Source organism: Acinetobacter lwoffii, from assembly GCF_024129355.1.
Taxonomy (GTDB): Bacteria; Pseudomonadota; Gammaproteobacteria; order Pseudomonadales; family Moraxellaceae; genus Acinetobacter; species Acinetobacter lwoffii_I.
Map to the genome: position 1 here is coordinate 24,095 of NZ_JAMXXP010000006.1, position 24,435 is coordinate 48,529.

The following is a 24,435-nucleotide window of genomic DNA, read 5'->3' on the forward strand; positions in this document are numbered from 1 at the left end:
CTATTATCCTCTTGGTACAGGGCCAGTCATGCTTGAGTGACGTGAATCGCCTAAGACTGAAATCATCAGCATCGTTGCACCCACAACAGTGACATAAACGCCAACATCAAACAGCGCAGCCGAAGCCAAATGCATTTCTCCAATCATTGGCGGAGAGACATAGATATGTGCACTGGTCAGGAATGGACGTGACCAGAACCAGGCCGCGACACCGGTCAAACCGGCAATGGTTAAGCCGACTCCAATCCAGATTTCATAGAGACGGCCAGATTTGGCCCCCAGCAACTGTTCGGTTTTATCCTGCCCCACTGCGATATATTGAATAATAAGTGCCAGTGAGGTGACCAAGCCTGCAATAAATCCACCGCCTGGCAAATTATGGCCACGCATAAAGATGTACAGGCTGACCACCAGTGCTACAGGCAAGATCCATGATGCAGTAATACGTAACATCAGGGGTGAAGGATTAAAACGATAGGTCAGACCCTGGGTGATGGTGGCGCCATGGGCACGCATTCCATCCATCAGGCTAAGTACACCAATCGCGGCAATTCCAAGTACGGTAATTTCGCCAAAGGTATCGAAACCACGGAAGTCGACCAGAATCACATTCACCACATTGGTGCCGCCGCCCAGTGGAATCGACTGTTGCAGGAAGAACCATGAAATGGAATTATGATCACGGGTCATGATCAGCCAGGCAATAGCTGCTATTCCAAGACCGCCACCTATTGCAATAATGGCATCACGCCAGCGACGGGTCGGACTCGATTCATACGGTGTTAACTGAGGCAGTAAAGATAAACTCATCAGTAGCAGAACCGTGGTGACCACATCGACCGTAATCTGGGTCAATGCCAGATCGGGCGCCGAGAAGCCGATAAAGACCATGGTGACGACCAGGCCGACTGCACCGCTAATCAGTACAGCTTTAATCCGCTCATGATGGAACCACAGCAGCATCCAGCAGGCAGAAAACAGGAGTAACCACAAGATAATCGCCAGAGCAGGGGCGTGGGTCAGTTCACGTGTACCCGTGCCCACCCCATTGTTCACCAGTGGGAAACTGACCAGTGCGACAGTAAAAATTACGATCCACAATAAATAGCTTTGTAATTTGCCATTTTCAGTGGCACGGCGGAAACGGCGTGAATTCAGCAGCAGATTTTTCAAAAACAGTTCGAACAATACCCGGCCCTGCAAGCGGCCCAGTTTTGGATCCAAGTCGATTTCTCGTAAGGCGCCGCCTTTGGCGAGAGAAAAGTAAAAGATTATTCCGCCGAGCAGAGCAATCACACTCATTAGCAGGGGCAGGTTGAAGCCATGCCATAGTGCCAGATGAGTGCCTTCAAAAGCAAAATCCTGAGTCGATGCCCGGGTGGAGCTGTTTACAATTTTTTCAACCAGAAGTGCCGGGAATATACCCACCAAAATACATAAAATTGCTAACAAAGTGGCCGGTGCGCGCATACCAAAGGCCGGTTCATGTGCATCTTTATTCGGGACCTGCTTGCCTAGCGGACCATCGAAAAAGACCCCATGCACCAGTCGAATGGAATAAGCGACCGCAAAAATCCCGGCCAGTGTCGCGACAATAGCAGAGCCGACCATAAGTGGACCACTTAAACTGGCGACCAGTTCGGTAAAGAACATTTCCTTGGACAGGAAACCATTGGTCAAGGGTACACCCGCCATGGATGCTGCCGTGATCATGGTCAGCGTGGCGGTAAATGGCAGTAATTGCCACAAGCCAGACAATTTACGTAAGTCACGGGTACCGGATTCATGATCGATGATGCCGGCAATCATAAACAGTGCCGCTTTAAAGGTGGCATGGTTAATAATATGGAAAATCGCTGCTGCAACAGCCAATGGTGAACCAATCCCGAGCAGACACATGATCAGACCTAAATGGCTGATGGTGGAATAGGCGAGCAAGCCTTTCAGGTCTTCCTTAAAAATGGCAAAGAAGGAGGCCATGCACAGGGTAAACAGACCAACAAAGGTCACAATATTATGAAACAGTGCAGCGCCGGCAAAGATCGGGAGCAAACGTGCGACCAGGAATAAACCGGCTTTGACCATGGTGGCCGAGTGCAAATAGGCAGAGACCGGTGTCGGTGCAGCCATGGCATTCGGCAACCAGAAGTGGAACGGGAACTGCGCACTTTTGGTAAAGGCACCAAGTAAAATCAGCAACAAGGTTGGAACAAATAAATGATGGGACTGAATCTGCTCAGTCATCGTCAGGATTTGGTCAAGCTGATAAGTGCCGGTAATTTGACCAAGCAGGACAAAACCGCCCAGCATCGCCAGACCACCCATTCCGGTAATGGTCAGGGCCATACGCGAACCACGTTGCGCCGCTTCGTAATTGCTCCAGTAACCCACCAGCAGGAAAGATGAAATACTGGTCAGTTCCCAGAAAATCAATAAGATAATCAGGTTATTCGACAATGAAATTCCGAGCATCGCCGCCATAAATAGCATCAGCAGGAGATACAGTTTGCTCAGTGAATTTTTTGGATTGAGATAATAATAGGCATAAATATAAATCAGTGTACCAATTCCGCTGATCAGCAAGGCAAACAGCAGTCCCAGAGAATCCAGGCGAAAACTGAAATCGATGCCGAGCTGGGGCAGCCAGGACCAGGTCTGGGTAATCACTGCACCATCAAATATGGCGGGCGCCTGACTCAATAATAATAAGAAACTGCTGAGGCTGACACCAATTGCCCCTAAAGCCGTTACCCCGCGCGAAAATTGCTTCAGCCACGAGACAAGGGTTGTGCCTAATACTAACGGTAACAATATAATAATCGGCAGCACACTCGTATCCATTGTCATGATTTAGGTTTTGATCAACCTAAGGTGAATCTTTATCTTTCAAGGATTACAGGACCCCAAGGAGCGACCCAAACTTCTCAATCTTGAAAGCCAAAAGAATATTCAAAAAGAATATAAAACAGTTGTATTGCGCAACTTATAAACGATAGCAAATTCCGATTTTACAATGAAATTCGCAAATAAAACCGATCATATTACAGGATAACAACAACATCAACGTTTTTATGTGGAACTTATAAATTATACGCCGGCTCGGTTTTAACAGGCGCTGCATGCTTAAACAGATCATCCAGAAGTGACCGAAAATTAAGATTAAATTGCAGGCATTGATTGTAAATTTGACTCAAAACAGTTCAATCCTAGTAAAAACAGAATGCTGGAAAAGGCTGCCTTATTGACTCAAACAATCGCGCTTATTTTTTGAATCTGTTTAGAGCGACTGAGGTAGCGTCGGATGGTACTCCTGAGTAAGTAGGGCCAGCAGTTCCTGCTGTTGTTCGGGATTTAACTGTTGCTGAATCATTTGCAATACTGCAAGCGGTGTGACGGGTTCGGTGACCGTTTCCAGTAAAGTATCTTCAGGCGAGATATCTTTATTTCGCTGCAATTCCAGCTCTGCGTAGATCTGATCAAACTGGGTTTTCATACTTTCAAGATGAATGGGGTGCAGCTGTTTATTTTCCAGTTTCAGACATTGAAAGCCTTGCGCCTGTTCCAGTAATTCAGGCCGGTTGCCGGTCGCAATAATCTGCAAGTTAGGAAAAGCCTGATGCAGGCGTGACAGGATCACTGCTGCCATCTCCTGATCCAGTTGATGATCAATTGCATCAATCAACAAAACGCCTGTACCTTCCTGACACGGGAATAAACTGTTGGTATTCAACAGACAAAGCCGCCGTACAATGTCACCCACCAGCGCAATCCAGTTGCGGATACTGTTGGGAAGTTGCTGAAAACTAAAATTTTGTTGCTGATAGGTCACCATCAGCTGCAGCTTGGGCTGGTATTTTAAATATATCTGGCTGACTTCTGGCAGGATCAGTGACAGAGCCTGTTTTAAAGCGCTGAGATTCGGTGCATGCAGATGTGCCTGGGCTTTCTCGATCTGCCGGGCCAGTTTATCTCCCCCGATGTTCTCAGGCTGCTGCAAGGCACGCGCCAAAATTTGGTCCATAATCTTGGCACTTTGCGCATTTTCAATATCACTGATTTCACGAAACCATTCAAAAAAACGGGCAAAAGTGGTGAAAGGAATTGCAGCTATTTCATAAGCATGTGCGGACTGGAGAATGGCCGGGTTATTTTTGCTGAGCAGATTGACTTCATTGGTAAAGCGTTCAGCCGGATAATAGGCAATTAGCGGCAAGCCGAGTAGGGGATCGTGCAAGCGGGCTTTGTGATACAGGCTGAGCACGCTCTCAAGCTGTGAGGTTTCTGCTTTGCTAAAACCCAGACCCTGACTGTTTAGGGTCTTGTAGATTTGCCATGAACAGCTTTGTAGGTTCGCAGGCTCGGACTGACTGGATTCTGGCAAGCTGCCCATCTCTTCAGGAAAACCGATCCGGATATCGATTTTGGATTGCAGCCGGTTTTGCATGATGTCCTGATCTTGCATCACCAGACCCGCAGCACGGCTATCACGATAACGGGCTGCAAACCAGGTCAGTGCCTGATAGCTAAAACGTAAAAGCGTAGTTTTGCCAGTTCCCTGATTGCCCAGAATCAAGGTGATCGTGCATTGCGAATAATTAAACTGGAGCTGAATGTCGGAAAAATGCAGGGTATGTTTCAGTTGAAGCGCTTGGATGTGCATAGATCACCTGTCCTATGATGTTTACATCCATGCCATGCACTTTAACCGACTGCCTGCCGAAGCGACTGCGGCATTTTGATCTTCAGTTGCTGAATCAGGTCATAAATGTGATGAATATTTAAACTCACTTTAGCACGAGTACAGGCCACGTAAAGTAGTCTTAATTCTTCATCACTAATTTTATGATCTTTTTCATTCAGCTTAAACTGATAGTCATCTTCAATATGAACCCGATCCCATTCCAGACCTTTGGCCTTGTGCGCCGTGGAAATAATATAATCGGCCTGGGCAATTGGAGTGATTTTAGCCAGAGCTTTTTTTAGTGGATCGGTGCCATGTTCGTCCACCAGTTTGACCAGTGGCTTGATGTCACTGCCTTCATTGGTTTCACAGTATTCATGGACATCATGCCAGGAGTTAAACCAGGCCAGTTCCGGTACATCAACCACACGTTTGCCCTGTTTCAGCATGGCGGCCGCATCGACAAAACGATTCAGTTTGACGTGATCGGCTTGCAGACTGACTTTATCCCCACGAACTAAACCTGCTAATAACAGTTCCATGGCGCGGGCATTAGTCCGGCATAAAATTGCATCGCGCATTTTGGTATGCGGTTTATTCACGACTTTAGAATCTAACAACGGATTGCCGAGTAAAGGCACAGTTTCATTTAAGGCACCTAAAATGGCATTGGCATTCAGGGCAATTTCAGGACCGAAACGAAATGAGGTGGTCAGACGTGATTCAGGTAAAGGTAGTTGCTGCATGGCATTCACTGCACCACGCCAGGCATAAATCTGCTGATGCGCATCTCCGACATAGATCACCTGGGTGCTGCGCTGTTTCAGCAAAATTCCCAGCATTAAGGGATCGGCATCCTGAGCTTCATCGAATAGTACATAATCGGCCGGGATGTTCGGCTCGGACAGCGCCCAGAGTTTCAGGTAAATGTCATGACCGATGCCGGCCTGATGATTGGGATCAATCGACTCTAACCAGCGTCGTTCGACTGCCGGATAAAGTTTCTTCTGTAAAGTCTCGATATCATCCGGATGTAGCCAGCTCGGTGCCTGGATATGCCGTGGGGCAGGGTATTGCGAACTGGTCGAACAGAAATAACCGACCGCATTGGCGACTAAACTCGCCAGACGCGAAGGCATCAAGACATATTTCTCATAACGCCCACCCATCATACGGCGCATGGTCATCGGTTCAAGCTGGTATTCTTTGGCAATAAAACTTGGACTCAAGCGTGGCAGACGCAGTTTGTCGGTGACTCCACGTGAAACACTGCGAAACGCCAGCGAGTGAAAAGTCCGGCAATCGACACCCCGGTGAAACTTGGCTTGCGCTTCACTGGCAATGGCCTTGTTAAAAGCCAGATACATGCCACGTCTTTGCGGCATGGCATCACTGATCATTTGCAGGGTAGTCGTTTTACCTGTGCCTGCATAGGCAATCACTTTAAAGGATTTGCCCAGACGTGCGTTATCAATAGCAGTCGCCTGCTCATAGGTCGCGGCCGGTTTTTTTAAATCAGACACAGATGAATTCAAGACTTAATGCTGACGATTGGCTTTTTCAACCAGGCCGGACAAGCCTTGGCGACGAGCCAGTTCATTTAATACCAATTGCACATCCAGGTCGAAATAACCCAGCATCACAATGGTGTGGAACCACAGGTCTGCCACTTCATAAATCAGATCATTTTTATGATCTGCAGAAGCATTCTGGTCATAATCTTTGGCTGCCAGCACGGTTTCAAAGCTTTCTTCACCGACTTTTTCCAGAATCTTGTTTAAACCTTTATGGTAGAGCTTGGCCACATAAGATGAATCTGGATCAGCCTGTTTACGTTCTGCCATCATCTGACCCAGATAAGACAGGACTTCGACCTGTTCAGATTGGGCGGTTGACGCTTCCATCGCCAGCGTATGCGGATTCGTGGATTTTTCGCCATAAATCGCAGAGGGATCTTTCAACTGTGCATCGACAATTTCCCAGCCATTTGGCGTGAGCTTGCGATAGAAGCATGATTCACGGCCGGTATGGCAGGCGATGCCGCCATGCTGTTCAATTTGCAGCACAATCACGTCGGCATCACAGTCCAGACGGATTTCATGTACGGTCTGAAAATGTCCTGATTCTTCGCCCTTATGCCATAACTTGCTGCGTGAACGAGAGAAATACACTGCCTGATTTTTTTCGGCAGTTAAAGCCAAGGCTTCACGGTTCATCCAGGCTACCATCAACACACGTCCAGTTTGATGATGCTGGGCAATGGCAGGGACTAATCCTTGTTCGTTAAATTTTACTTCATCGAGCCATTGCGCGTTGTTCATAAGGGTTTCCATCATTTCAATCAAAATATAAAAATACGGATAGGAAATATCCGCTGATAGTGTACGTGATCTCGCAGCATTTGCGGCAAAAATCTGTGTTGATAAGGACAGACTGTGTCGTGGTTTTTTAAATCAGTCTACTTTAGTCCAGATCTTGCAAAACTGAGACATAGAAAAGCCGCCCGGTCGGCGGCTCGTATTTTAATTAAATTGTCCGTATGAAAAATTACCAGTGTTCGCCCGGGAACAGACGCGCATATGCTTTTTGCACCAAGTTTAATTTTTGTGGTTGGCCCACAGATGCACTTGAACTTGGGAACAGGTTATAGCCAATCGACATCAAGACATTGTTGATATCCGGTGCAATTGAATAGGTAATGGAAGCCAGACGGCCCAAACCGGTCGCCACTTTCTTCGGACGTTTCACAATCGCATAGGCAATCAGGTCAGCCGCCTGTTCCGGAGAAAGCGTCGGTACATATTTATAGATTTTGGTCGGCGCAATCATCGGGGTGCGCACCAAAGGCATATAGATCGATGTGATTGCGATTTTATGTGAATGTACTTCTGCAGACAGGCAGCGGCTAAAGGCATCCAGCGCAGCTTTTGAAGCAACATAGGCCGAAAAGCGGGTGGCATTGGCCAGTACACCAATTGAGCTGATGTTAATAATATGACCCGCACGACGAATCATCATTTGCGGCAGGATATTCATCACCAGACGCACGGCGCCGAAATAGTTCAGCTGCATGGTCCGTTCAAAATCATGAAAACGATCTACTGACTCATGCACGGCACGGCGGATCGAACGTCCTGCATTATTGATCAGAATATCAATATGATCGACTGAGGCAATAATCTGTTTGGAAACTTCATCAATCGCTTCCATATTGTTTAAATCACATGGAAAGATTGAGGCTTTGCCGCCTTTGGCTTCAATTTCTGATTTTACTTGTTCTAGGGTTTCCTGAGTACGGGCCACCAGTAAAACATGGGCACCTGCATCAGCCAGTTGATGTGCTGTCGTTAAACCAATACCGCTGGATGCACCGGTAATCAGGACGGTTTTACCTGCAACACGTTTTTCCAGTTGTTTGTGTAGTCTAGTTTTCACGTTTGTTATCCCTAATTTGAAGTCAGCGTTCAAATTATTTTTATTAAAGGTCTATGGCGCTCTAACAGAAGATGAGAGCGAAGGTGAGTCCAGATATGATAACCAATTCTTCAGGAAAATCTATAAATTAAAGTATTGAAATTAAAATAAAAATTAGAGTAATTGCTCTATTTGTGTTCACTCTTTCATTTAACTTTTAACATGAAAATAAAAAGTAAAGCAAGTGGCTGTTTTAGAAAATAAATAAAAAAACCTCACCAAAATGATGAGGTTTCGAAGCGGCTCGGGCACCTTTTTAAACGGCCGCCAGCGCCTGTTCCAGATCGGCAATCAGGTCATCACTATGTTCAATCCCAATGGATAAACGCACCATATCCTCACTGACGCCTGCCGATTTTAACTCTTCGGCATTGAGCTGACGATGCGTAGTAGTCGCCGGATGGCAGGCCAGACTTTTAGCGTCGCCGATATTGACCAGACGGGTGAACAATTGCAGGGCATCAATAAAACGTGTGCCGCCTTCGAGACCATGTTCTACCCCAAAGGTCAGAATGGCAGAAGGTTTACCTTTCACATATTTCTGTGCCAAGGCATGCTGTGGGTGATCTTTCAGGCCGGCGTAATTGACCCATTTCACTTTAGGATGTTTTTGCAGATATTCAGCGACTTTCAGTGCATTTTCGGTATGACGTTCCATACGCAAGCTTAAAGTTTCCAGACCTTGCAGAATCAAAAACACATTCTGCGGACTGATCGCAGCGCCGGTATTACGCAGTGGCACTACACGCGCACGTGCGATATATGCTGCTTCCCCCAAAACTTCGACATAGTTCACGCCATGGTAGCTTGGATCAGGCGTATTCAGGGCAGGGAAACGTTCAGGGTATTTACCCCACGGGAATTTGCCGCTATCCACAATAATGCCGCCAATTGAATTGCCATGACCACCGATATATTTGGTCAGGGAATGCACCACAATATCCGCACCAAAGTCGAAAGATTTTTGTAGTACTGGGGTGGCAACGGTATTGTCGACAATCACCGGTACGCCATATTCATGTGCAATTTTAGCAATGGCTTCCAGATCAATAATATTACCCAGTGGATTACCAATCGATTCGACAAAGACCAGTTTGGTTTTTTCATCAATCAAGTCACGCAGACTTTCCGGCTTTTCATAATCAAAGAAACGGACTTCAATGCCCTGTTTTGGTAGGGTATGGGCAAAGAGGTTATAGGTACCGCCATATAGCGTTGACACAGAAGCAATGTTGTCACCCGCTTCCGCAATGGTCTGAATCGCATAAGTAATCGCAGCCATGCCAGAGGCCAAAGCCAGCGCGCCAATTCCACCTTCCAGTGCTGCGACACGTTGTTCCAGAACCGCAGTGGTCGGGTTCATGATTCGGGTATAGATATTGCCCTGAACCTTTAAATCAAAGAGATCGGCCCCATGTTGAGTATTGTCAAAGGCATATGACGTAGTTTGATAAATCGGTACTGCCACAGCTTTGGTAGTTGCTTCAGGGGTATAACCTGCATGAATCGCAAGGGTTTCTGCTTTATAACTCATTCTGTTTAATCTTCTTGTTTAAGTTTATGGCTTGAGTGTAGCATTTTCACATATGAGTAAAAGTGCAATTTTATTGAAATAAATATATGAAATATTCATATATCGACCTGGATTTGAGTCATTTATTTTACTGAAAACAGTTGTTTAAAAAAACATCATCAATAAACTTGTAACAATGCATTGAAGTTCATGGCAATGGCTTATGTTTTCGCAGCTTTCTGCGTATAATAGCCGATTATTTTTTCGCTCATTTTTGAGCTGGGGTGGTTGTTTTAACCCCATTTGGTTTTTCAGTTGAGGAGTCCTACGTGGCCCAATATATTTACACGATGAACCGAGTGTCGAAGATGGTTCCGCCTAAGCGCGAAATCCTGAAAGACATCTCCTTATCATTTTTCCCAGGCGCTAAAATTGGTGTGCTTGGTTTAAACGGTGCAGGTAAATCTACCTTGCTTCGTATTATGGCGGGCGTAGATAAAGATTTCTCTGGTGAAGCACGTGCGCAACCGGGTATAAAAATCGGTTATCTTGAGCAAGAACCACCTTTAGATGAAACTAAAGACGTTCGTGGTAACGTCGAAGATGGTTTACGTGAACCGCTTGATGCCTTGGCACGTCTGGATGAAGTCTTTGCTGAATATGCAGCAGAAGATGCGGATTTCGATGCACTTGCGAAAGAGCAAGAGAAGCTTGAAGCGATTATCCAGACTTGGGATGCGCATAACCTTGCCAACCAGATGGATCAAGCAGCTGCAGCATTGAACCTGCCTGCTTGGGATGCAGATGTATCTAAGCTTTCAGGTGGTGAACGTCGTCGTGTGGCGCTGTGCCGATTACTTCTGTCTAAACCAGATATGTTACTTCTAGACGAACCAACGAACCATTTAGATGCTTCATCTGTATCTTGGTTGGAACGTTTCTTGAAAGACTTCCCGGGTACCATCGTCGCGATTACGCATGACCGTTACTTCTTGGATAACGTTGCTGAATGGATTCTGGAGCTTGACCGTGGTATGGGCATTCCGTATCAAGGTAACTACTCTTCTTGGCTTGAGCAGAAAAATGCCCGTTTAGAGCAAGAGAACAAGCAGGAAGAATCTTTTGCTAAAGCATTGAAAAAAGAACTTGAATGGGTTCGTTCTAATGCCAAAGGTCAGCAAAAGAAAAACAAAGCGCGTATGGAGCGTTTTGAAGAGCTTAACTCGCGTGAATTCCAACAGCGTAACGAAACCTCTGAAATCTACATTCCACCTGGCCCACGTCTAGGCAACAAGGTTGTAGAAGTTGAAGGCATCAGCAAATCGTTTGGTGATCGTACCCTGTATAAAGATTTATCATTCGTTGTACCGCCTGCTGCGATCGTGGGTATCGTCGGTGAGAACGGTGCAGGTAAAACCACACTGTTCCGCATGATGACCGGTGAACAACAACCGGATACCGGTTCTGTGGTACTGGGTGAGTCGGTGAAAGTGGCTTATGTGGGTCAGATTCGTGACACGCTTGATGACAACAAAACGGTTTGGGAAGAAGTTTCTGGCGGTTTAGACATCTTGAAGATTGGCGAATACGAAATTGCATCTCGTGCATATATCGGTCGTTTTAACTTTAAAGGCCAGGATCAGCAAAAACGTGTCGGTCAATTGTCAGGTGGTGAGCGTAACCGTTTACAACTGGCTAAAATCCTGCAAATGGGCGCAAACGTAATCTTGCTCGATGAACCGTCAAACGACCTGGATATCGAAACCTTACGTGCGCTTGAGGATGCCATTCTGGTGTTCCCGGGTACTGTGATGGTGATCTCGCATGACCGTTGGTTCCTGGACCGTATTGCAACGCACATTTTGTCATTTGAAGGCGAAACACCTGAATTCTTCACCGGTAACTATGCTGAGTTTGAAGAATATCGCCGTAAGCGCGATGGTGATGATCTGGTTGCGAAGCGTCAAAAATACCGTAAAATTGGTGTTTAATCCCTGATTTTAAAATAAAAAACCAGCCTTCGGGCTGGTTTTTGTGCTTATAGGGTGGTGGGTAATGACTTAGATTTCCCACTCATGATTACATTCACGACATTTCCATTTCTTTTGGGTCTGCATGAAGGCCTGCATGGAAATTTTAAAATCAGGCAAATCTTTATAGAACATAAAGCCTGCAATCAAAGAAAGAATAAAGACGATGACGGTTGCAGTCTGTAAAGTTGTACCTGCACCATCACCAAAGATCCACATCGCGATACTGATGATCACTAGCAATAATAATAGGAATAGGGCGGGCACCAGAAACATCAGGCTTTTAGGAACCACCGGACGTGGAGCTGCTTGACCTGGCTGGGCCACCGGCATGATTTTCGGGCTTTGACACTTAGGGCAACGATATTGCATTACAACTCCAAAATTCTAAATTACTGATTATTTTATCGGAAGATGCGAAGAAACCGAAATATTGCCCAACATAAAATATACAGGCAATAAAAAACCCAAGTCATAATGCTTGGGTTTTTTAAAAGACCACTTCAAAAGTAATCTTGAATATGGCGTCCCTACGGGGATTCGAACCCCGGTTACCGCCGTGAAAGGGCGATGTCCTAGGCCTCTAGACGATAGGGACAATTGAGGCGTTACACAGCTAAAGCAAGACTTGATTTGGTGGAGTCAAGGAGGATCGAACTCCTGACCTCTACAATGCCATTGTAGCGCTCTACCAACTGAGCTATGACCCCAGTCTGTGTGAGCGCTATATTAGGGATATCGCGCCCACACGTCAACATAAAAATTAATTAAGCTTGATCAACCGCTTCATTTTTCGGCAATTTTAAGCTTTCATTGAGTTTTTCCCAGACTTTCAGCTCTTTTTTGCTTGGTCCGCCAACAATTTCCAGCGCATGACGTAAACGTGCGAAGGTCAGATCGGGGCCAATGGTGACCATGGTTTGCATCACCGGAGTAGAGGCAGTTGAACCCGCGATGGCAATAAAGAACGCCGGCATGAAGTCGCGCAGTTTGATTTCCATCTGGGTGGCCAAATCCATCAAGGTCTGGCTTACGGTGTCGTTATTCCAGATGAACAGGCTTTCCAGACGCCAGATTGCAAACTGCAAGCTTTGACGGACCTGTTCGTCAGACAGTTTTTTGCTGACAAACTGTTCTTTAGACAGAGTCGGGAAGTGGTTGAAGTAATGCGCAGACCAGTTCACCGCTTCAGACAGCAGATTAATACGTGGCTGAATTGCTGCTGCAATTTCTTCTAACTTGGCACGATCTGCTTTCCAGGCAAGCAAAGTATCAAGTAAGTCACTTGGAGAAAGCGCTTTGATCCATTGGCCATTGAGCCAATTGAGTTTTTCCACATCAAAGATCGGGCCACCTAGGGATACACGTTTGATATCAAAATGTTCAATCATTTCAGCCAAAGTGAATTTTTCACTTTCATCTGGCATTGACCAGCCCATGCGACCCAAGTAGTTCAATAAAGCTTCAGGCAATACACCGATGTTTCTATAGTAGTTAATTGAAGTCGGGTTTTTACGTTTAGATAGCTTAGATTTATCCGGATTACGTAGCAGTGGCATGTGGCAGAGTACCGGCATGCCCCAACCGAAATATTGATACAGTAACTGATGTTTCGGCGCAGATGGAATCCATTCTTCACCACGAATCACATGGGTGATTTGCATTAAATGATCATCTACCACGTTGGCCAAATGATAAGTCGGCAAGCCGTCAGTTTTAAGCAGAATCTGCATGTCGACCTGTGCCCATGGAATCTCGACTTCACCACGCAGCATGTCATTAAATTTACAAATACCTTCAGTCGGTACTTTCATGCGAATCACATGTGCTTCGCCAGCAGCCAAACGACGCTCGACCTCTTCTTGAGAAAGGTTTAAGCCTCGACCGTCATAACGTGGAGATTCACCACGTGCTTGCTGTTCAGCACGCATTTGATCCAGTTCTTCGGCAGTGGCGAAACAGTAGAAGGCATGACCTTTCTCTACCAGTTCCAAGGCATAATTTTTATAGATATCCATACGTTCTGACTGGCGGTACGGCGCATGCGGGCCACCGACATCAGGACCTTCAGACCAGCTCAGACCCAACCAGCGCAATGAATCCAGGATCATTTTTTCAGATTCAGGCGTTGAGCGCAGTTGGTCAGTATCTTCAATACGAAGAATGAATTCACCGCCATGCTGTTTAGCAAAACATAAGTTAAACAAGGCGATATAGGCAGTACCTACATGCGGAAAACCAGTAGGAGAAGGTGCAATACGAGTACGAACAGTCATAGCCGGATCTAATCTTAGATATAAAATTGCAGCTATTATAGCGAAAAAGCCACATCACTTAATGCTTTATTCAACATTGAATGATGTGGCTTTTAAATCCGGGAATATTCAGCGCTGTTGAGGCTGATTAAGAATGAGCGCTCGAAAAAATACTTTGGACAAAGCGGGTGAAGCGGTAATTCTGTTCTGCAAAGAAATTTTGCGAAGGTGCGACTTTAAATGCAGTCAAGACTTTGAGATTATCTTCTGTTTGAAGTGTTTTTTCAGTTTTTTGTTGCTGAATCGCTTTTTCAATCGGCGAAGTCTTGCTTTCAACAGTGCTTACTGTAGGCTTCGGCAAATCTGTCTTCACAACGACGGCATGACCGAGTTGAATCGAGAACAACATAATCAGGCTTAGGATGCTGGCTGTGAATAATGTAAATTTCATATCCAAACTTCCTCCTTACTTCGGGTTGGTTTTATTTTGTTAAAAATGTTTTTTTAATACTCTGCCTACAATTTAATCACAGTTGATCATAAAGAAGTAGAACCAAGTCACATTTTTTACAAAAGAAATAATATAACTCTGTGGAAAATTACCAAAAATCGTAATTTCCTGTTTTGGTGGCCTATTTTTAACAGACAACTGTGAAGAGAACGTGAAGAACTGTCTTATATTGTAGCAGAAGATTACTTTTCTAGCAGAATATGTATCCGGATTTAATTGTTAGAAGATATCTCAAAATCAGAAATAGATTGTAGATATTGTTATAAATGAATGATTGTTATGCTTATTTTTGATTTGTATAGTGCAGCTCATATAAACAAAGAGTTACATAAGATGAAAAAAATAATAGCATCCGCAATCTTGACAATTTTAGTTGGAACAGCTGTACAGAATTCCGTCGCCAAAGATTTCCTGAATGTCTCTTATGATCCGACCCGTGAATTTTATCAGGAATATAACGAAGAATTTGGCAAGTTCTGGAAGCAGAAAACCGGACAGAAGGTCAATTTTAAACAGTCACATGGTGGTTCAGGCAAGCAGGCGCGTTCAGTGGTCGATGGTTTGCAGGCCGATGTCGTAACCTTGGCCTTAGCCAATGATATCGAAGAAATCGTCAATGCAGGTTTAATCGAGAAAGGTTGGCAAAAAGAGTTTCCGAGTAATTCGGCACCTTATACGTCTACGATTGTATTCTTGGTGCGTAAAGGGAATCCAAAGCAAATCAAAGATTGGAATGATCTGACCAAAGCGGGTGTAGATATTATTACCCCAAACCCGAAAACCGGTGGCGCGCCGCGTTGGATCTATCTTTCTGCTTGGGGTTATGCACTGAAACAGCCCGGCGGTAATGATGCGAAAGCCAAAGAGCTGGTGAAAAAACTTTATCAAAATGTCAAAGTGCTCGACTCTGGTGCCCGTGGTTCACTGACGACGTTTGCCGAGCGCGGTATTGGGGATGTGCTTTTATCCTGGGAAAATGAAGCCTTGCTGGCGACCCAAGGTCTGGGTAAAGACAAGTACGATATCGTTTATCCATCGATTTCCATTCTGGCCGAGCCATCAGTAGCGATTGTCGATAAAAACGTGAATAAAAATGGCAATACCCATCTGGCCAAAGGTTATTTGAACTATTTGTATTCACCGAAAGGGAAGGAGCTTGCTGCGAAATATTTCTTCCGTCCGCGGGACGCCAAAGTGGCTGCCAAATATTCAGACCAGTTTCCGAAAATCCAGACCTTTACCATTGATAAAGTCTTTGGTGGTTGGGCCAAAGCGCAAAAAACACATTTTGTGAATGGGGCGATTTATGACCAGATTTACAATGAAAAAAGATAAGTGAGCGGTAGTCTAAATACAATAAAGAAAATGGCTAAAGTGTTATCCATTTTCTTTATATCTAATGCATAAAATTCTATATATTGGATATAAGTAGAATGATAAATAGTATTTTCCTTTTAAAAACAAAATATTAATACAGAAAAACCTTTTATTTTATCGTGTTGTGATGTTGTAGGGTGAATTGCGATAAATGATTTTATTTCATATAGTTATATCTAATGAAGATAAACTCCGTGCTGCCATGAAAATTCAATTAAAATCGTTATTTAGTGCTGCCTTATTGGCGACTGGTTTAGGCATGACCGCGACTGCTTCACAAGCAGCAGACCGTCAGTTTCTGAATGTATCCTATGATGCTACGCGTGAGTTCTATGATGAATTTAACAAATCATTTGGCGCTTACTGGAAAAACCGCACCGGTCTGGATGTGAATTTTAAGCAGTCACATGGCGGTTCGGGCAAACAGGCGCGCTCTGTGGTCGATGGCTTGAAAGGTGATGTGGTGACTTTGGCGCTGGCCAATGACATCGAAGAAATTGTGAAATCTGGTCAGATTCAGCCGGGCTGGCAAAAGGAATTCCCACACAACTCCGCACCTTATACCTCGACGATCGTATTCATGGTACGTAAAGGCAATCCGAAAGGCATCAAGGACTGGAATGACTTAACTAAACCAGGCGTGCAAATTATTACGCCGAACCCGAAAACGGGTGGTTTGCCGCGTTGGGTGTATCTGTCTGCATGGGGTTATGCCGAGAAACAGCCAGGTGGTAATAAAGCCAAAGCACAGGAATTTGTCGGCAAGCTTTATAAGAATGTGAAAGTGATGGATTCTGCTGCACGTGCTTCAATGACCACCTTTGCTGAGCGTGGGATTGGCGATGTATTGCTGACTTGGGAAAATGAAGCCTTGGTCACGCAAAAAACCTTGGGTAAAAACAAGTTTGATATCGTTTATCCATCGATTACGATTTTGACTGAACCGTCAGTGGCGATTGTGGATCGTACCGTGGAGAAAAATGGCAATAAATGGTTAGCAACAGGTTATATCAATTACCTGTATTCACCGTTGGGTCAGGAAATGGCAGCTAAACATTTCTATCGTCCACGTAATGAAAAAGTATTAGCTAAATATTCGGCACAGTTCCCGAAAATTAAAACCTTTACCATTGATGAAGTCTTTGGTGGTTGGGCCAATGCACAGAAAACCCATTTTGTGAATGGTGCAATTTTCGACCAGATTTATAACAGCAAACGTTAATTGATCTGCCAAGTCATCTTGATTGAAAAAAGCCTCCGGTTTTTGGAGGCTTTTTTGTATGAGAAAAATGCTAAAACGGTTTTCTCTATGGAAAGTAATATTTATCTACAAAAAGTCGTTTGGAGCTTTGTCTAAACAGGGTGATAATGTGCAGTTAAATTTTCCCCCCTATTGATTGAGTTTTTATGTCACATATTTCTGTATTACTTCACGAAACGATTGATGCCTTGTTGGCGGGTCGCAATACGGGAACTTATGTGGATGGGACCTTTGGCCGTGGTGGACATACGCGTTTATTGCTGTCCAAATTAGATGAAAATGCACGCGTCTATGCCTTTGATAAAGATCCACAAGCACTGGCTGTAGCAGCTGAACTCGAACAAGAAGATTCACGTTTTAAAATTATCCATGCCAGCTTTGCTGATCTGAAAGATGCCTTGGCTGAACTGGGCATTGAACAGGTTGATGGGGTGATGGCGGATCTTGGTGTTTCTTCACCGCAGCTGGATCAGGCTGAACGTGGTTTCAGTTTTATGAAAGATGGCCCGCTGGATATGCGCATGGATAACTCGCAAGGTCCAACTGCAGCAGAATGGCTGACCCAGATTGAAGAAGAAGCGTTGGCGAATATCATTTTTAAATATGGTGAAGAGCGTTATAGTCGCCGTATTGCCAAGGCAATTAAAGCTGCCGGATATATTGATACCACGGCAAAGCTGGCTGAGATTGTAAAAGTAGCCCACCCGAAATGGGAAAAAAATAAGCATGCTGCGACCCGTACTTTCCAGGCGATTCGTATTGCTATTAATAAGGAATTAGAAGATATTGAAATCTTCTTGCCTCAGGCCGTTGAAATCTTGAAACCTGAAGCACGTTTGGCGGTAATTAGCTTCCATTCACTGGAAGACCGTTTGATTAAACAATTTATTCAAAAAGAGTCAACGCTTGAAGAAGATTCAGGCTGGGGAATGCCACAACAACAGAAAGATACGCGACGTTTAAAGAAAGTTTCTCGTGTTAAAGCCAGTGATGAGGAGGTCAAAGCCAATCCTCGTTCACGTAGCGCATGGCTGCGGGTAGCAGAACGTTTAGCTTAATAGGCAGATCATGAAAACGGAAGTGGTTGATAAAAAAACAGAAAAATTGTGGCTGAAAAAAGTTACAATCTATCTCATGCTGATACTGATGGTCTTCATCAGTGCAGTATTTGTGGTATTTCAGGTGTTTGAATACCGTCAGGATAACAGAAAGCTGAGTACCTATCTGCGTGAAAGGGATGACCTGAATGCAGAGTGGGGGCGTTTGCTGATTGAGCAGCAAACTTTCGGCGCGACGGCACAGATCGGTACGCGTGCAGTGACACAGCTGCGTATGTATTCACCTCCGGTTTCACAAAGTGTCGTGATTTCCTTACCACAAACTTCAGATGAGAAAAAATAAGGCTAGCGTTCCGACATGGTAGACAAGAGAAAGAAGCAACCGGTACGTAAAAAACAATCGGTCACCGACAAAAATGCCTCAAATGTTTATATCAATCGTTTTTACATCATGTGGGCGGTGGTGCTGCTGTGTTTTGTGACACTGATTTGCCGTGCTTTCTATGTACAGATTATTAATAAAGATTTTTTGCAAAATAAAGCCAATGCCAATATTTTAAGAACCAATACCATCAAGGCGATGCGTGGCGTGATTTATGATCGTAATGGCATTCCATTGGCGATCAGTACTCCGATCATGAAAATTGTGATTGATCCACGTGATTATTTTGACAATAAAAAACTCTATGACGAGACCATGCTGGCGCTGGAAAAAGAACCGAATAGCCGCAAGCTCAAACGTCAGTTACCCGATAAAAACCTGAATCTGGATGAGCTGGCTGATGCAGTCGGTATGGATCGGGCAGAACTGCGCAAAAAAATGGAAGAACGTCCGCGTTCACGTTATCTGATCCTGAAAAAAGAAGTTCCGCCACAACAGGCCGAACTGATCATGAAACGTAATTTTCAGGGCGTATATACCGAGAAAAACTATAAACGTTATTATCCGCAGCCACAGCCGAACTCTCAGATTATTGGCCTGACCAATAGCGAAGGCAGCGGCATTGAAGGTCTGGAAATGCAGCTGAATAGCCGTCTTTCCGGAAAGGATGGCGAGCAGCAGATCATTCGCGATAAAAAAGGCAACCGGGTCAAAGAACCGGAAGTGATTAAAGAAGTTGAACCGGGCGAAAATATTACCTTAAGTATCGACTCGCGTCTGCAATATATTATGTACCGTGAGCTGACGGCTGCCGGTGTCGCCAATAATGCCCGTTCAGCGACTGCGATTGCGGTAGATGTCAAAACCGGTGAAATTCTGGCGCTATCTTCATGGCCATCGTATAACCCGAATGATAAAAACAGCCTGCTCAACAAGGATGCCATGCGTAATCGCGGTGCAGTCGATTCTTTCGAGCCGGGTTCGACCATGAAGCCGCTGACCGTGGCAATGGCGCTGGAAAGTGGCAAATATACGGCGAATTCAGTCGTGAATACCACACCGGGCAGTATGCGGGTCGGTAATCATACCATCCGTGATACGCATAACTATGGTCAGTTGACACTCGGGGGTATTCTGCAGAAATCCTCTAACGTTGGTGTGGCGAAACTGGCCTTGTCGCTGCCTTATGAAACCTTACCAACCTTCTATAAACGTCTGGGTTTTGGTCAGCGTTCAGCAGTGAAATTCCCGGGTGAAAGTGCCGGTTTGATTCTTCCACCAAGTAAATGGAATGTGTCAGAAGTGGCAACCATGTCCTATGGTTATGGTCTGAACGCGACGGTACTTCAGCTGGCTGATGCCTATGCCATGCTGGCCAATAAAGGCGTAAAAATGCCGCTGAGCCTGTACAAGCTGGAAGAGCAGCCCCAAGGTGAGCAGATGATCGATGCCAATATTGCCGATCAGGTCCTGCTGATGATGGAAACTGCAACCTTGCCAGGTGGTACAGCAACTCGCGCCACCATTCCAGGCTATCGCGTGGCAGGTAAAACCGGTACTGCACATAAGCTGCGTGCTGACCGTAAAGGTTATTCAACCAGTGAATACCGGGCTTTATTTGCCGGCGTAGCACCAGTCAGTGATCCACGGATTGCCATGGTGGTGGTAGTAGAAAATCCACAAGGCACTTACTATGGCGGTACGGTATCTGCACCAGTCTTTGCCCGCGTGATGCAGGAATCCTTGCGTCTGCTGAATGTCCCTCTGGACAAACCTTTAGAACCTCCCAAAGTCCAGTAAATAGGTGATCAATGTCTATTACATTTCAAGATATCTACACCCCTCACGATGTCGCTGACTGGATGAAGCAATCCTTTCAGGGCTTCGAGCTGGATAGTCGTAAAGTTAAACCAGGACAGATTTTTATTGGCCTGACCAGTCTGTCACAACCGGAAAAAACTGCTCAATTTGCCCAGAAAGCTTTGGATCAGGGCGCATTGGCTGTGATTTCAGAAACTGAGCTGGATGTATCTCCACGTTTGGTGGTGACAGATGTACGTCATCTGATGGGACAGTGGCAAAAGCAGTATTTGCAAGCTACTCAACCTGTTCAAGCTGTTCGAATTCTGGCAGTTACCGGCACCAATGGTAAAACCACGATTTCTCGCTTGGTGGCTGAATTCATCATGTTGCAAGGTAAAGCCTGTGCAGTGATGGGTACCACAGGTAACGGGATTTTACCAAATCTGGAAGCATCTTCGCACACCACCCTGGATGCCTTGCAACTGCAAAATGCCTTGCATGGCTATGCGCAGGCTGGTGCGGAGTTTGCCTCGATTGAAGCCAGCTCACATGGTCTGGAACAAGGTCGCTTGAATGGTTGTGATATCGAGATTGCGGGTTACAGCAATTTGAGTCGTGATCATCTGGATTATCACGGAACATTGCAAGCTTATGCGGAAGCGAAATCACGCTTATTTCAGTTTGAATCTTTAAAAGTCGCTGTCATCAATATCGATGATGAGCATGCAAAGATCATGCTGGATGCTGCGAAAAATAATCCGGCACAGCCTAAAATTTTGACTTATTCCACCACACAAAAAGCGGATTATCAGGTTCAGGATATTCAATACAGCATTTCAGGTGCGACCTTTAAACTAAATACTGTTTCTGCTGAATATGTGGTTAACAGTCCATTGCTGGGCCATTTTAATATTGAAAATCTGGTTGCCAGTCTGATCATGGCGGAGCAGGCTGGATTTGACTTGGAAAGTTTGATGGCAACTGTACCACAGCTTAAAGGTGCGCCAGGTCGCATGCAGGTGCTACGTGATGGTGAGCGCCTGTTTGTGGTGGATTATGCGCATACCCCGGATGCCCTGACCCAGGTTCTGGTGACCTTGAAACGTCATGTTTCACAAAATCTATGGGCAGTCTTCGGCTGTGGCGGCGACCGTGATCGCGGTAAACGTCCACTGATGACTCAGGCTGCTTTAGACGGTTCGGATATCGCAGTACTCACTTCGGATAATCCACGGACCGAAGATCCGGCACAAATCTTTGCGGATATGAAAAACGGCATCGATTTTTCCGGCAAAACCTATCATGAAATTCATGACCGTCGTGAAGCGATCAAGTTTGCGGTTAAACACGCGCAGGTGGGTGATATTGTCGTGATCGCAGGAAAAGGGCACGAAAATTATCAGGAAATTGATGGTGTACGTCACTGGTTTGATGACGTGATCGAAGTACAAGCTGCCATTGATGCCCAGCATTGCAACACAGATTCAGCCTATTCAGCGCATTAGGATTCAGATATGCATACCTCAACAACAAGTACTGCGGCGCTGGAGCCGTGGAGCATAGAACAATTACAGCAGGCTACCCAAAGCTACTGGCTGAATGATAAAAAGCCTGCAGGTCAGATCAAGCGGATTTTGACTGATTCACGTGATGCAGAAGCAGGTGATGCTTTTCTGGCGCTGAAAGGCGAGCGTTTTGACGCGCATGACTTTATTGCGCAAGTGGCGGCTCAAGGTTGTGAAATTGCCATTGTCAGCCGTCCGGTGGATGCTGATATTTGCCAGTTGGTGGTGGAAGATACCCGTTTGGCACTTGGACAGTTAGGTGCTTATCGCCGTCAGCAGAATCCTCAACTCAAAGTCATTGCCTTGACCGGCAGTAGTGGCAAGACCACGACTAAAGAAATGCTGGGAAGCATTCTGTCGCGTCTGGCACCGACCTTGGTGACACGTGGTAATTTGAATAATGACCTTGGTGTGCCGGTAATGTTGCTGGAGCTACGTCCTGAACATCAATATGCAGTCATGGAGCTCGGTGCAAGTCATCAGGGTGAAATTGATTACACTTCAAAAATGGTGCAGCCGCATGTGGCGGGGATCATTAATATCGGGACTGCGCATTTAGGTGAATTTGGCGGTCGTGACGGGATTTGCCGCGCGAAATCCGAGATTTATGCGCATATCTCTGAAACCTCAATTATTCCTGCTGCAGATGATTTTGCTGAAGTCATTCGTGCCGCAGTAAGAACTGAAAAAAGCTTAAGTTTTGGTGCTGGTGGTGAAGTCTATGCCAGCGAGGTAGTACTTGAAGCTCAATCTTCAAGCTTTACCCTGAATACAGCACAAGGCTCCAAAACAGTTCAGTTGCCGTTTGCCGGTGAGCATAATGTTGAAAATGCGACCGCAGCAGCAGCTTTTGCCCTGGCGATCGGTATTGGTCTGGATGATATCGTGGCCGGTCTGGAACAGGCCGTGGGTGCGAAAGGTCGTCTGAACTTTATTCCGTACAAAGACTATTTATTTATTGACGACACCTACAATGCTAATCCGGGTTCGATGCGTGCAGCGGCTGAAGTTCTGGCGCAGCAGCAGGGCATCCGGGTGATGGTCACCGGCGATATTGGTGAACTCGGTTCATCTGCCGCAATCGAGCATTACAAGCTCGGTCGCGATCTGGTCTCGGTCAAAGGCATTAATTTTGTGGTGGCTGTGGGTGAATTTGCGCCGGCCGCACAAGAAGGTGCCCGTAGTACACAATATGGTAAAAAAATGCAGGCTTTCCTGAATCAGGAGCAGGCCTTACCGTTTTTAATTGATTTGATTGAAACACATCAACCTCAGCCGATGTCATTTCTATTTAAAGGGTCGCGTTTTACCCATATGGAAACATTGATGGCTGCATTGATGGAGAAACTCTAAATGCTGTTATGGCTCTTTGAACATTTGGCGGGCTTTGACAGCACGTTTCAGGTGGTTCGTTATTTAACTTTACGTGCTTTGCTCAGTGTCTTGACGGCATTGACCATCGGTCTGGTGCTTGGGCCTGTGATGATTCGCAAGCTGCAGGCGCTGAAATATGGTCAGGCAGTCAGCTCATATGCTCCTGAAAACCATGCCAAGAAAATGGGTACACCGACCATGGGCGGGGTACTGATCCTGCTTTCGATTGGTATCTCAACTTTACTCTGGGCGGATCTTTCCAATCCTTATGTCTGGATTGTGCTGGGTGTGATGGTGATTTTCGGTGCAGTAGGCTGGGCTGATGACTGGATTAAAATCCGTTATAAAGACAATGCGGGTTTGCCTGCGAAGAAAAAATTCTTTTGGACTTCAGTGGGTTCGTTGGGTGCTGGTATTGCCTTGTATGTGATTGCGCAGCAACAGAGCAATCCGGTGCATACTGCGAATATGTTGGATCTATTGATTCCATTCTTTAAAGACTTAAGCATTCCATTGTCGATGATCCCGTTGGGTATTGGTTTTATTATCTTTACCTATTTCGTGATTAACGGTGCATCCAATGCCGTGAACTTGACTGATGGTCTGGATGGTCTGGCGATCATGCCAATCGTGCTGGTTGCTACAGGTTTGGGCGTATTTGCCTATCTGGCCGGTGATGTGCGCTTTGCCAATTATCTGCATATTCCTTATGTAAAATATTCGTCTGAGCTGGTGGTGGTCTGTGCTGCCATGATCGGGGCGGGTCTGGCTTTCCTTTGGTACAATGCCCATCCGGCTCAAGTATTTATGGGTGATGTCGGTGCTTTATCTCTCGGTGCAATGCTGGGTACGATTGCCGTCATGGTGCGCCAGGAAATCGTATTTGCGATTATGGCCGGTGTCTTTGTCGTGGAAGCTGTTTCAGTGTTCTTACAGATTGGTTCATTAAGAATGCGCAATAAACGTGTATTCCTGATGGCACCCCTACATCATCATTATGAAAAGAAAGGCTGGCGTGAAACCCAGGTGGTGATCCGTTTCTGGATTATTACGATTATGCTGGTAGTTTTGGGTCTAATGACCTTAAAATTGCGTTAAGAAATGCATGAGAAAAAGTCGGCGCATGCCGGCTTTTTTGTTTTGGAGAAAAT

The 24,435-nt window shown here is 45.5% G+C and carries 18 protein-coding genes and 2 tRNA genes; 9 read left to right on the forward strand and 11 right to left on the reverse strand.

Annotation, left to right across the window (positions count from 1 at the left end):
- Positions 1-3 precede the first annotated feature (3 nt).
- From NI468_RS05145 to NI468_RS05170, 6 genes are all read right to left on the reverse strand, one after another.
- Positions 4-2,841 carry a monovalent cation/H+ antiporter subunit A gene (locus NI468_RS05145; RefSeq protein ID WP_253100549.1) on the reverse strand — a complete coding sequence of 946 codons (2,838 nt, stop codon included), beginning with the start codon at positions 2,839-2,841 and terminating at the stop codon, positions 4-6.
- A 436-nt stretch (positions 2,842-3,277) separates the two neighbouring features.
- A complete protein-coding gene (locus NI468_RS05150) occupies positions 3,278-4,660 on the reverse strand; it encodes an ATP-binding protein (RefSeq protein WP_253100405.1) in 1,383 nt (460 codons plus the stop codon).
- Between the two features lie 41 nt (positions 4,661-4,701).
- Positions 4,702-6,204, reverse strand: a complete 1,503-nt coding sequence (locus NI468_RS05155; RefSeq protein WP_253100408.1) for a UvrD-helicase domain-containing protein — start codon at positions 6,202-6,204, stop codon at positions 4,702-4,704.
- A gap of 15 nt (positions 6,205-6,219) precedes the next feature.
- Positions 6,220-7,002 carry a bifunctional phosphoribosyl-AMP cyclohydrolase/phosphoribosyl-ATP diphosphatase HisIE gene (hisIE, locus tag NI468_RS05160; protein ID WP_253100411.1) on the reverse strand — a complete coding sequence of 261 codons (783 nt, stop codon included), beginning with the start codon at positions 7,000-7,002 and terminating at the stop codon, positions 6,220-6,222.
- Positions 7,003-7,228: 226 nt separating this feature from the next.
- On the reverse strand, positions 7,229-8,116 hold the full coding sequence (locus NI468_RS05165) for an SDR family NAD(P)-dependent oxidoreductase (protein ID WP_174894126.1): 888 nt from the start codon (positions 8,114-8,116) through the stop codon (positions 7,229-7,231).
- A 295-nt stretch (positions 8,117-8,411) separates the two neighbouring features.
- Positions 8,412-9,689 carry an O-acetylhomoserine aminocarboxypropyltransferase/cysteine synthase family protein gene (locus NI468_RS05170; RefSeq protein ID WP_004732469.1) on the reverse strand — a complete coding sequence of 426 codons (1,278 nt, stop codon included), beginning with the start codon at positions 9,687-9,689 and terminating at the stop codon, positions 8,412-8,414.
- 308 nt (positions 9,690-9,997) lie between these two features.
- On the opposite strand from NI468_RS05170, the gene ettA reads away from it, so the two are divergent.
- Complete coding sequence (ettA, locus tag NI468_RS05175) at positions 9,998-11,659, forward strand: energy-dependent translational throttle protein EttA (RefSeq protein WP_253100414.1); 1,662 nt, start codon at positions 9,998-10,000, stop codon at positions 11,657-11,659.
- 69 nt (positions 11,660-11,728) lie between these two features.
- On the opposite strand, the gene NI468_RS05180 is transcribed toward ettA, so the two are convergent.
- The 5 genes from NI468_RS05180 to NI468_RS05200 all read right to left on the reverse strand — a co-directional run bounded on the left by NI468_RS05180 (position 11,729) and on the right by NI468_RS05200 (position 14,404).
- Complete coding sequence (locus NI468_RS05180) at positions 11,729-12,070, reverse strand: membrane protein (protein WP_004281123.1); 342 nt, start codon at positions 12,068-12,070, stop codon at positions 11,729-11,731.
- A gap of 150 nt (positions 12,071-12,220) precedes the next feature.
- Positions 12,221-12,296 (reverse strand) — tRNA-Glu (locus NI468_RS05185).
- Between the two features lie 36 nt (positions 12,297-12,332).
- Positions 12,333-12,408, reverse strand: a tRNA-Ala gene (locus tag NI468_RS05190).
- 57 nt (positions 12,409-12,465) lie between these two features.
- Entirely contained in the window at positions 12,466-13,974 is a 1,509-nt protein-coding gene (gene gltX, locus NI468_RS05195; protein WP_253100417.1) for a glutamate--tRNA ligase, read from the reverse strand.
- A gap of 127 nt (positions 13,975-14,101) precedes the next feature.
- Complete coding sequence (locus NI468_RS05200) at positions 14,102-14,404, reverse strand: hypothetical protein (protein WP_004281126.1); 303 nt, start codon at positions 14,402-14,404, stop codon at positions 14,102-14,104.
- Positions 14,405-14,797: 393 nt separating this feature from the next.
- Here NI468_RS05200 and NI468_RS05205 point away from each other — a divergent pair, with 393 nt between their 5' ends.
- The 8 genes from NI468_RS05205 to mraY all read left to right on the forward strand — a co-directional run bounded on the left by NI468_RS05205 (position 14,798) and on the right by mraY (position 24,382).
- Positions 14,798-15,799, forward strand: coding sequence for a sulfate ABC transporter substrate-binding protein (locus NI468_RS05205; RefSeq protein ID WP_253100420.1), 1,002 nt, complete (start codon positions 14,798-14,800; stop codon positions 15,797-15,799).
- 244 nt (positions 15,800-16,043) lie between these two features.
- Positions 16,044-17,063, forward strand: coding sequence for a sulfate ABC transporter substrate-binding protein (locus NI468_RS05210; RefSeq protein WP_005248379.1), 1,020 nt, complete (start codon positions 16,044-16,046; stop codon positions 17,061-17,063).
- A gap of 185 nt (positions 17,064-17,248) precedes the next feature.
- The gene (gene rsmH / locus NI468_RS05215) at positions 17,249-18,160 is read left to right on the forward strand and encodes a 16S rRNA (cytosine(1402)-N(4))-methyltransferase RsmH (protein WP_085064331.1); all 912 of its coding nucleotides are present in this window, start codon (positions 17,249-17,251) and stop codon (positions 18,158-18,160) included.
- Positions 18,161-18,236: 76 nt separating this feature from the next.
- Complete coding sequence (gene ftsL / locus NI468_RS05220; protein WP_370940785.1) at positions 18,237-18,503, forward strand: cell division protein FtsL; 267 nt, start codon at positions 18,237-18,239, stop codon at positions 18,501-18,503.
- A gap of 15 nt (positions 18,504-18,518) precedes the next feature.
- Entirely contained in the window at positions 18,519-20,342 is a 1,824-nt protein-coding gene (gene ftsI, locus NI468_RS05225) for a penicillin-binding protein PBP3 (RefSeq protein WP_005101401.1), read from the forward strand.
- An 11-nt stretch (positions 20,343-20,353) separates the two neighbouring features.
- On the forward strand, positions 20,354-21,850 hold the full coding sequence (locus tag NI468_RS05230; RefSeq protein ID WP_253100423.1) for a UDP-N-acetylmuramoyl-L-alanyl-D-glutamate--2,6-diaminopimelate ligase: 1,497 nt from the start codon (positions 20,354-20,356) through the stop codon (positions 21,848-21,850).
- Positions 21,851-21,859: 9 nt separating this feature from the next.
- Complete coding sequence (locus NI468_RS05235) at positions 21,860-23,263, forward strand: UDP-N-acetylmuramoyl-tripeptide--D-alanyl-D-alanine ligase (protein WP_253100426.1); 1,404 nt, start codon at positions 21,860-21,862, stop codon at positions 23,261-23,263.
- A complete protein-coding gene (gene mraY / locus NI468_RS05240) occupies positions 23,264-24,382 on the forward strand; it encodes a phospho-N-acetylmuramoyl-pentapeptide-transferase (RefSeq protein WP_253100429.1) in 1,119 nt (372 codons plus the stop codon). It begins immediately after the preceding gene.
- The last annotated feature ends 53 nt before the right edge of the window (positions 24,383-24,435 follow it).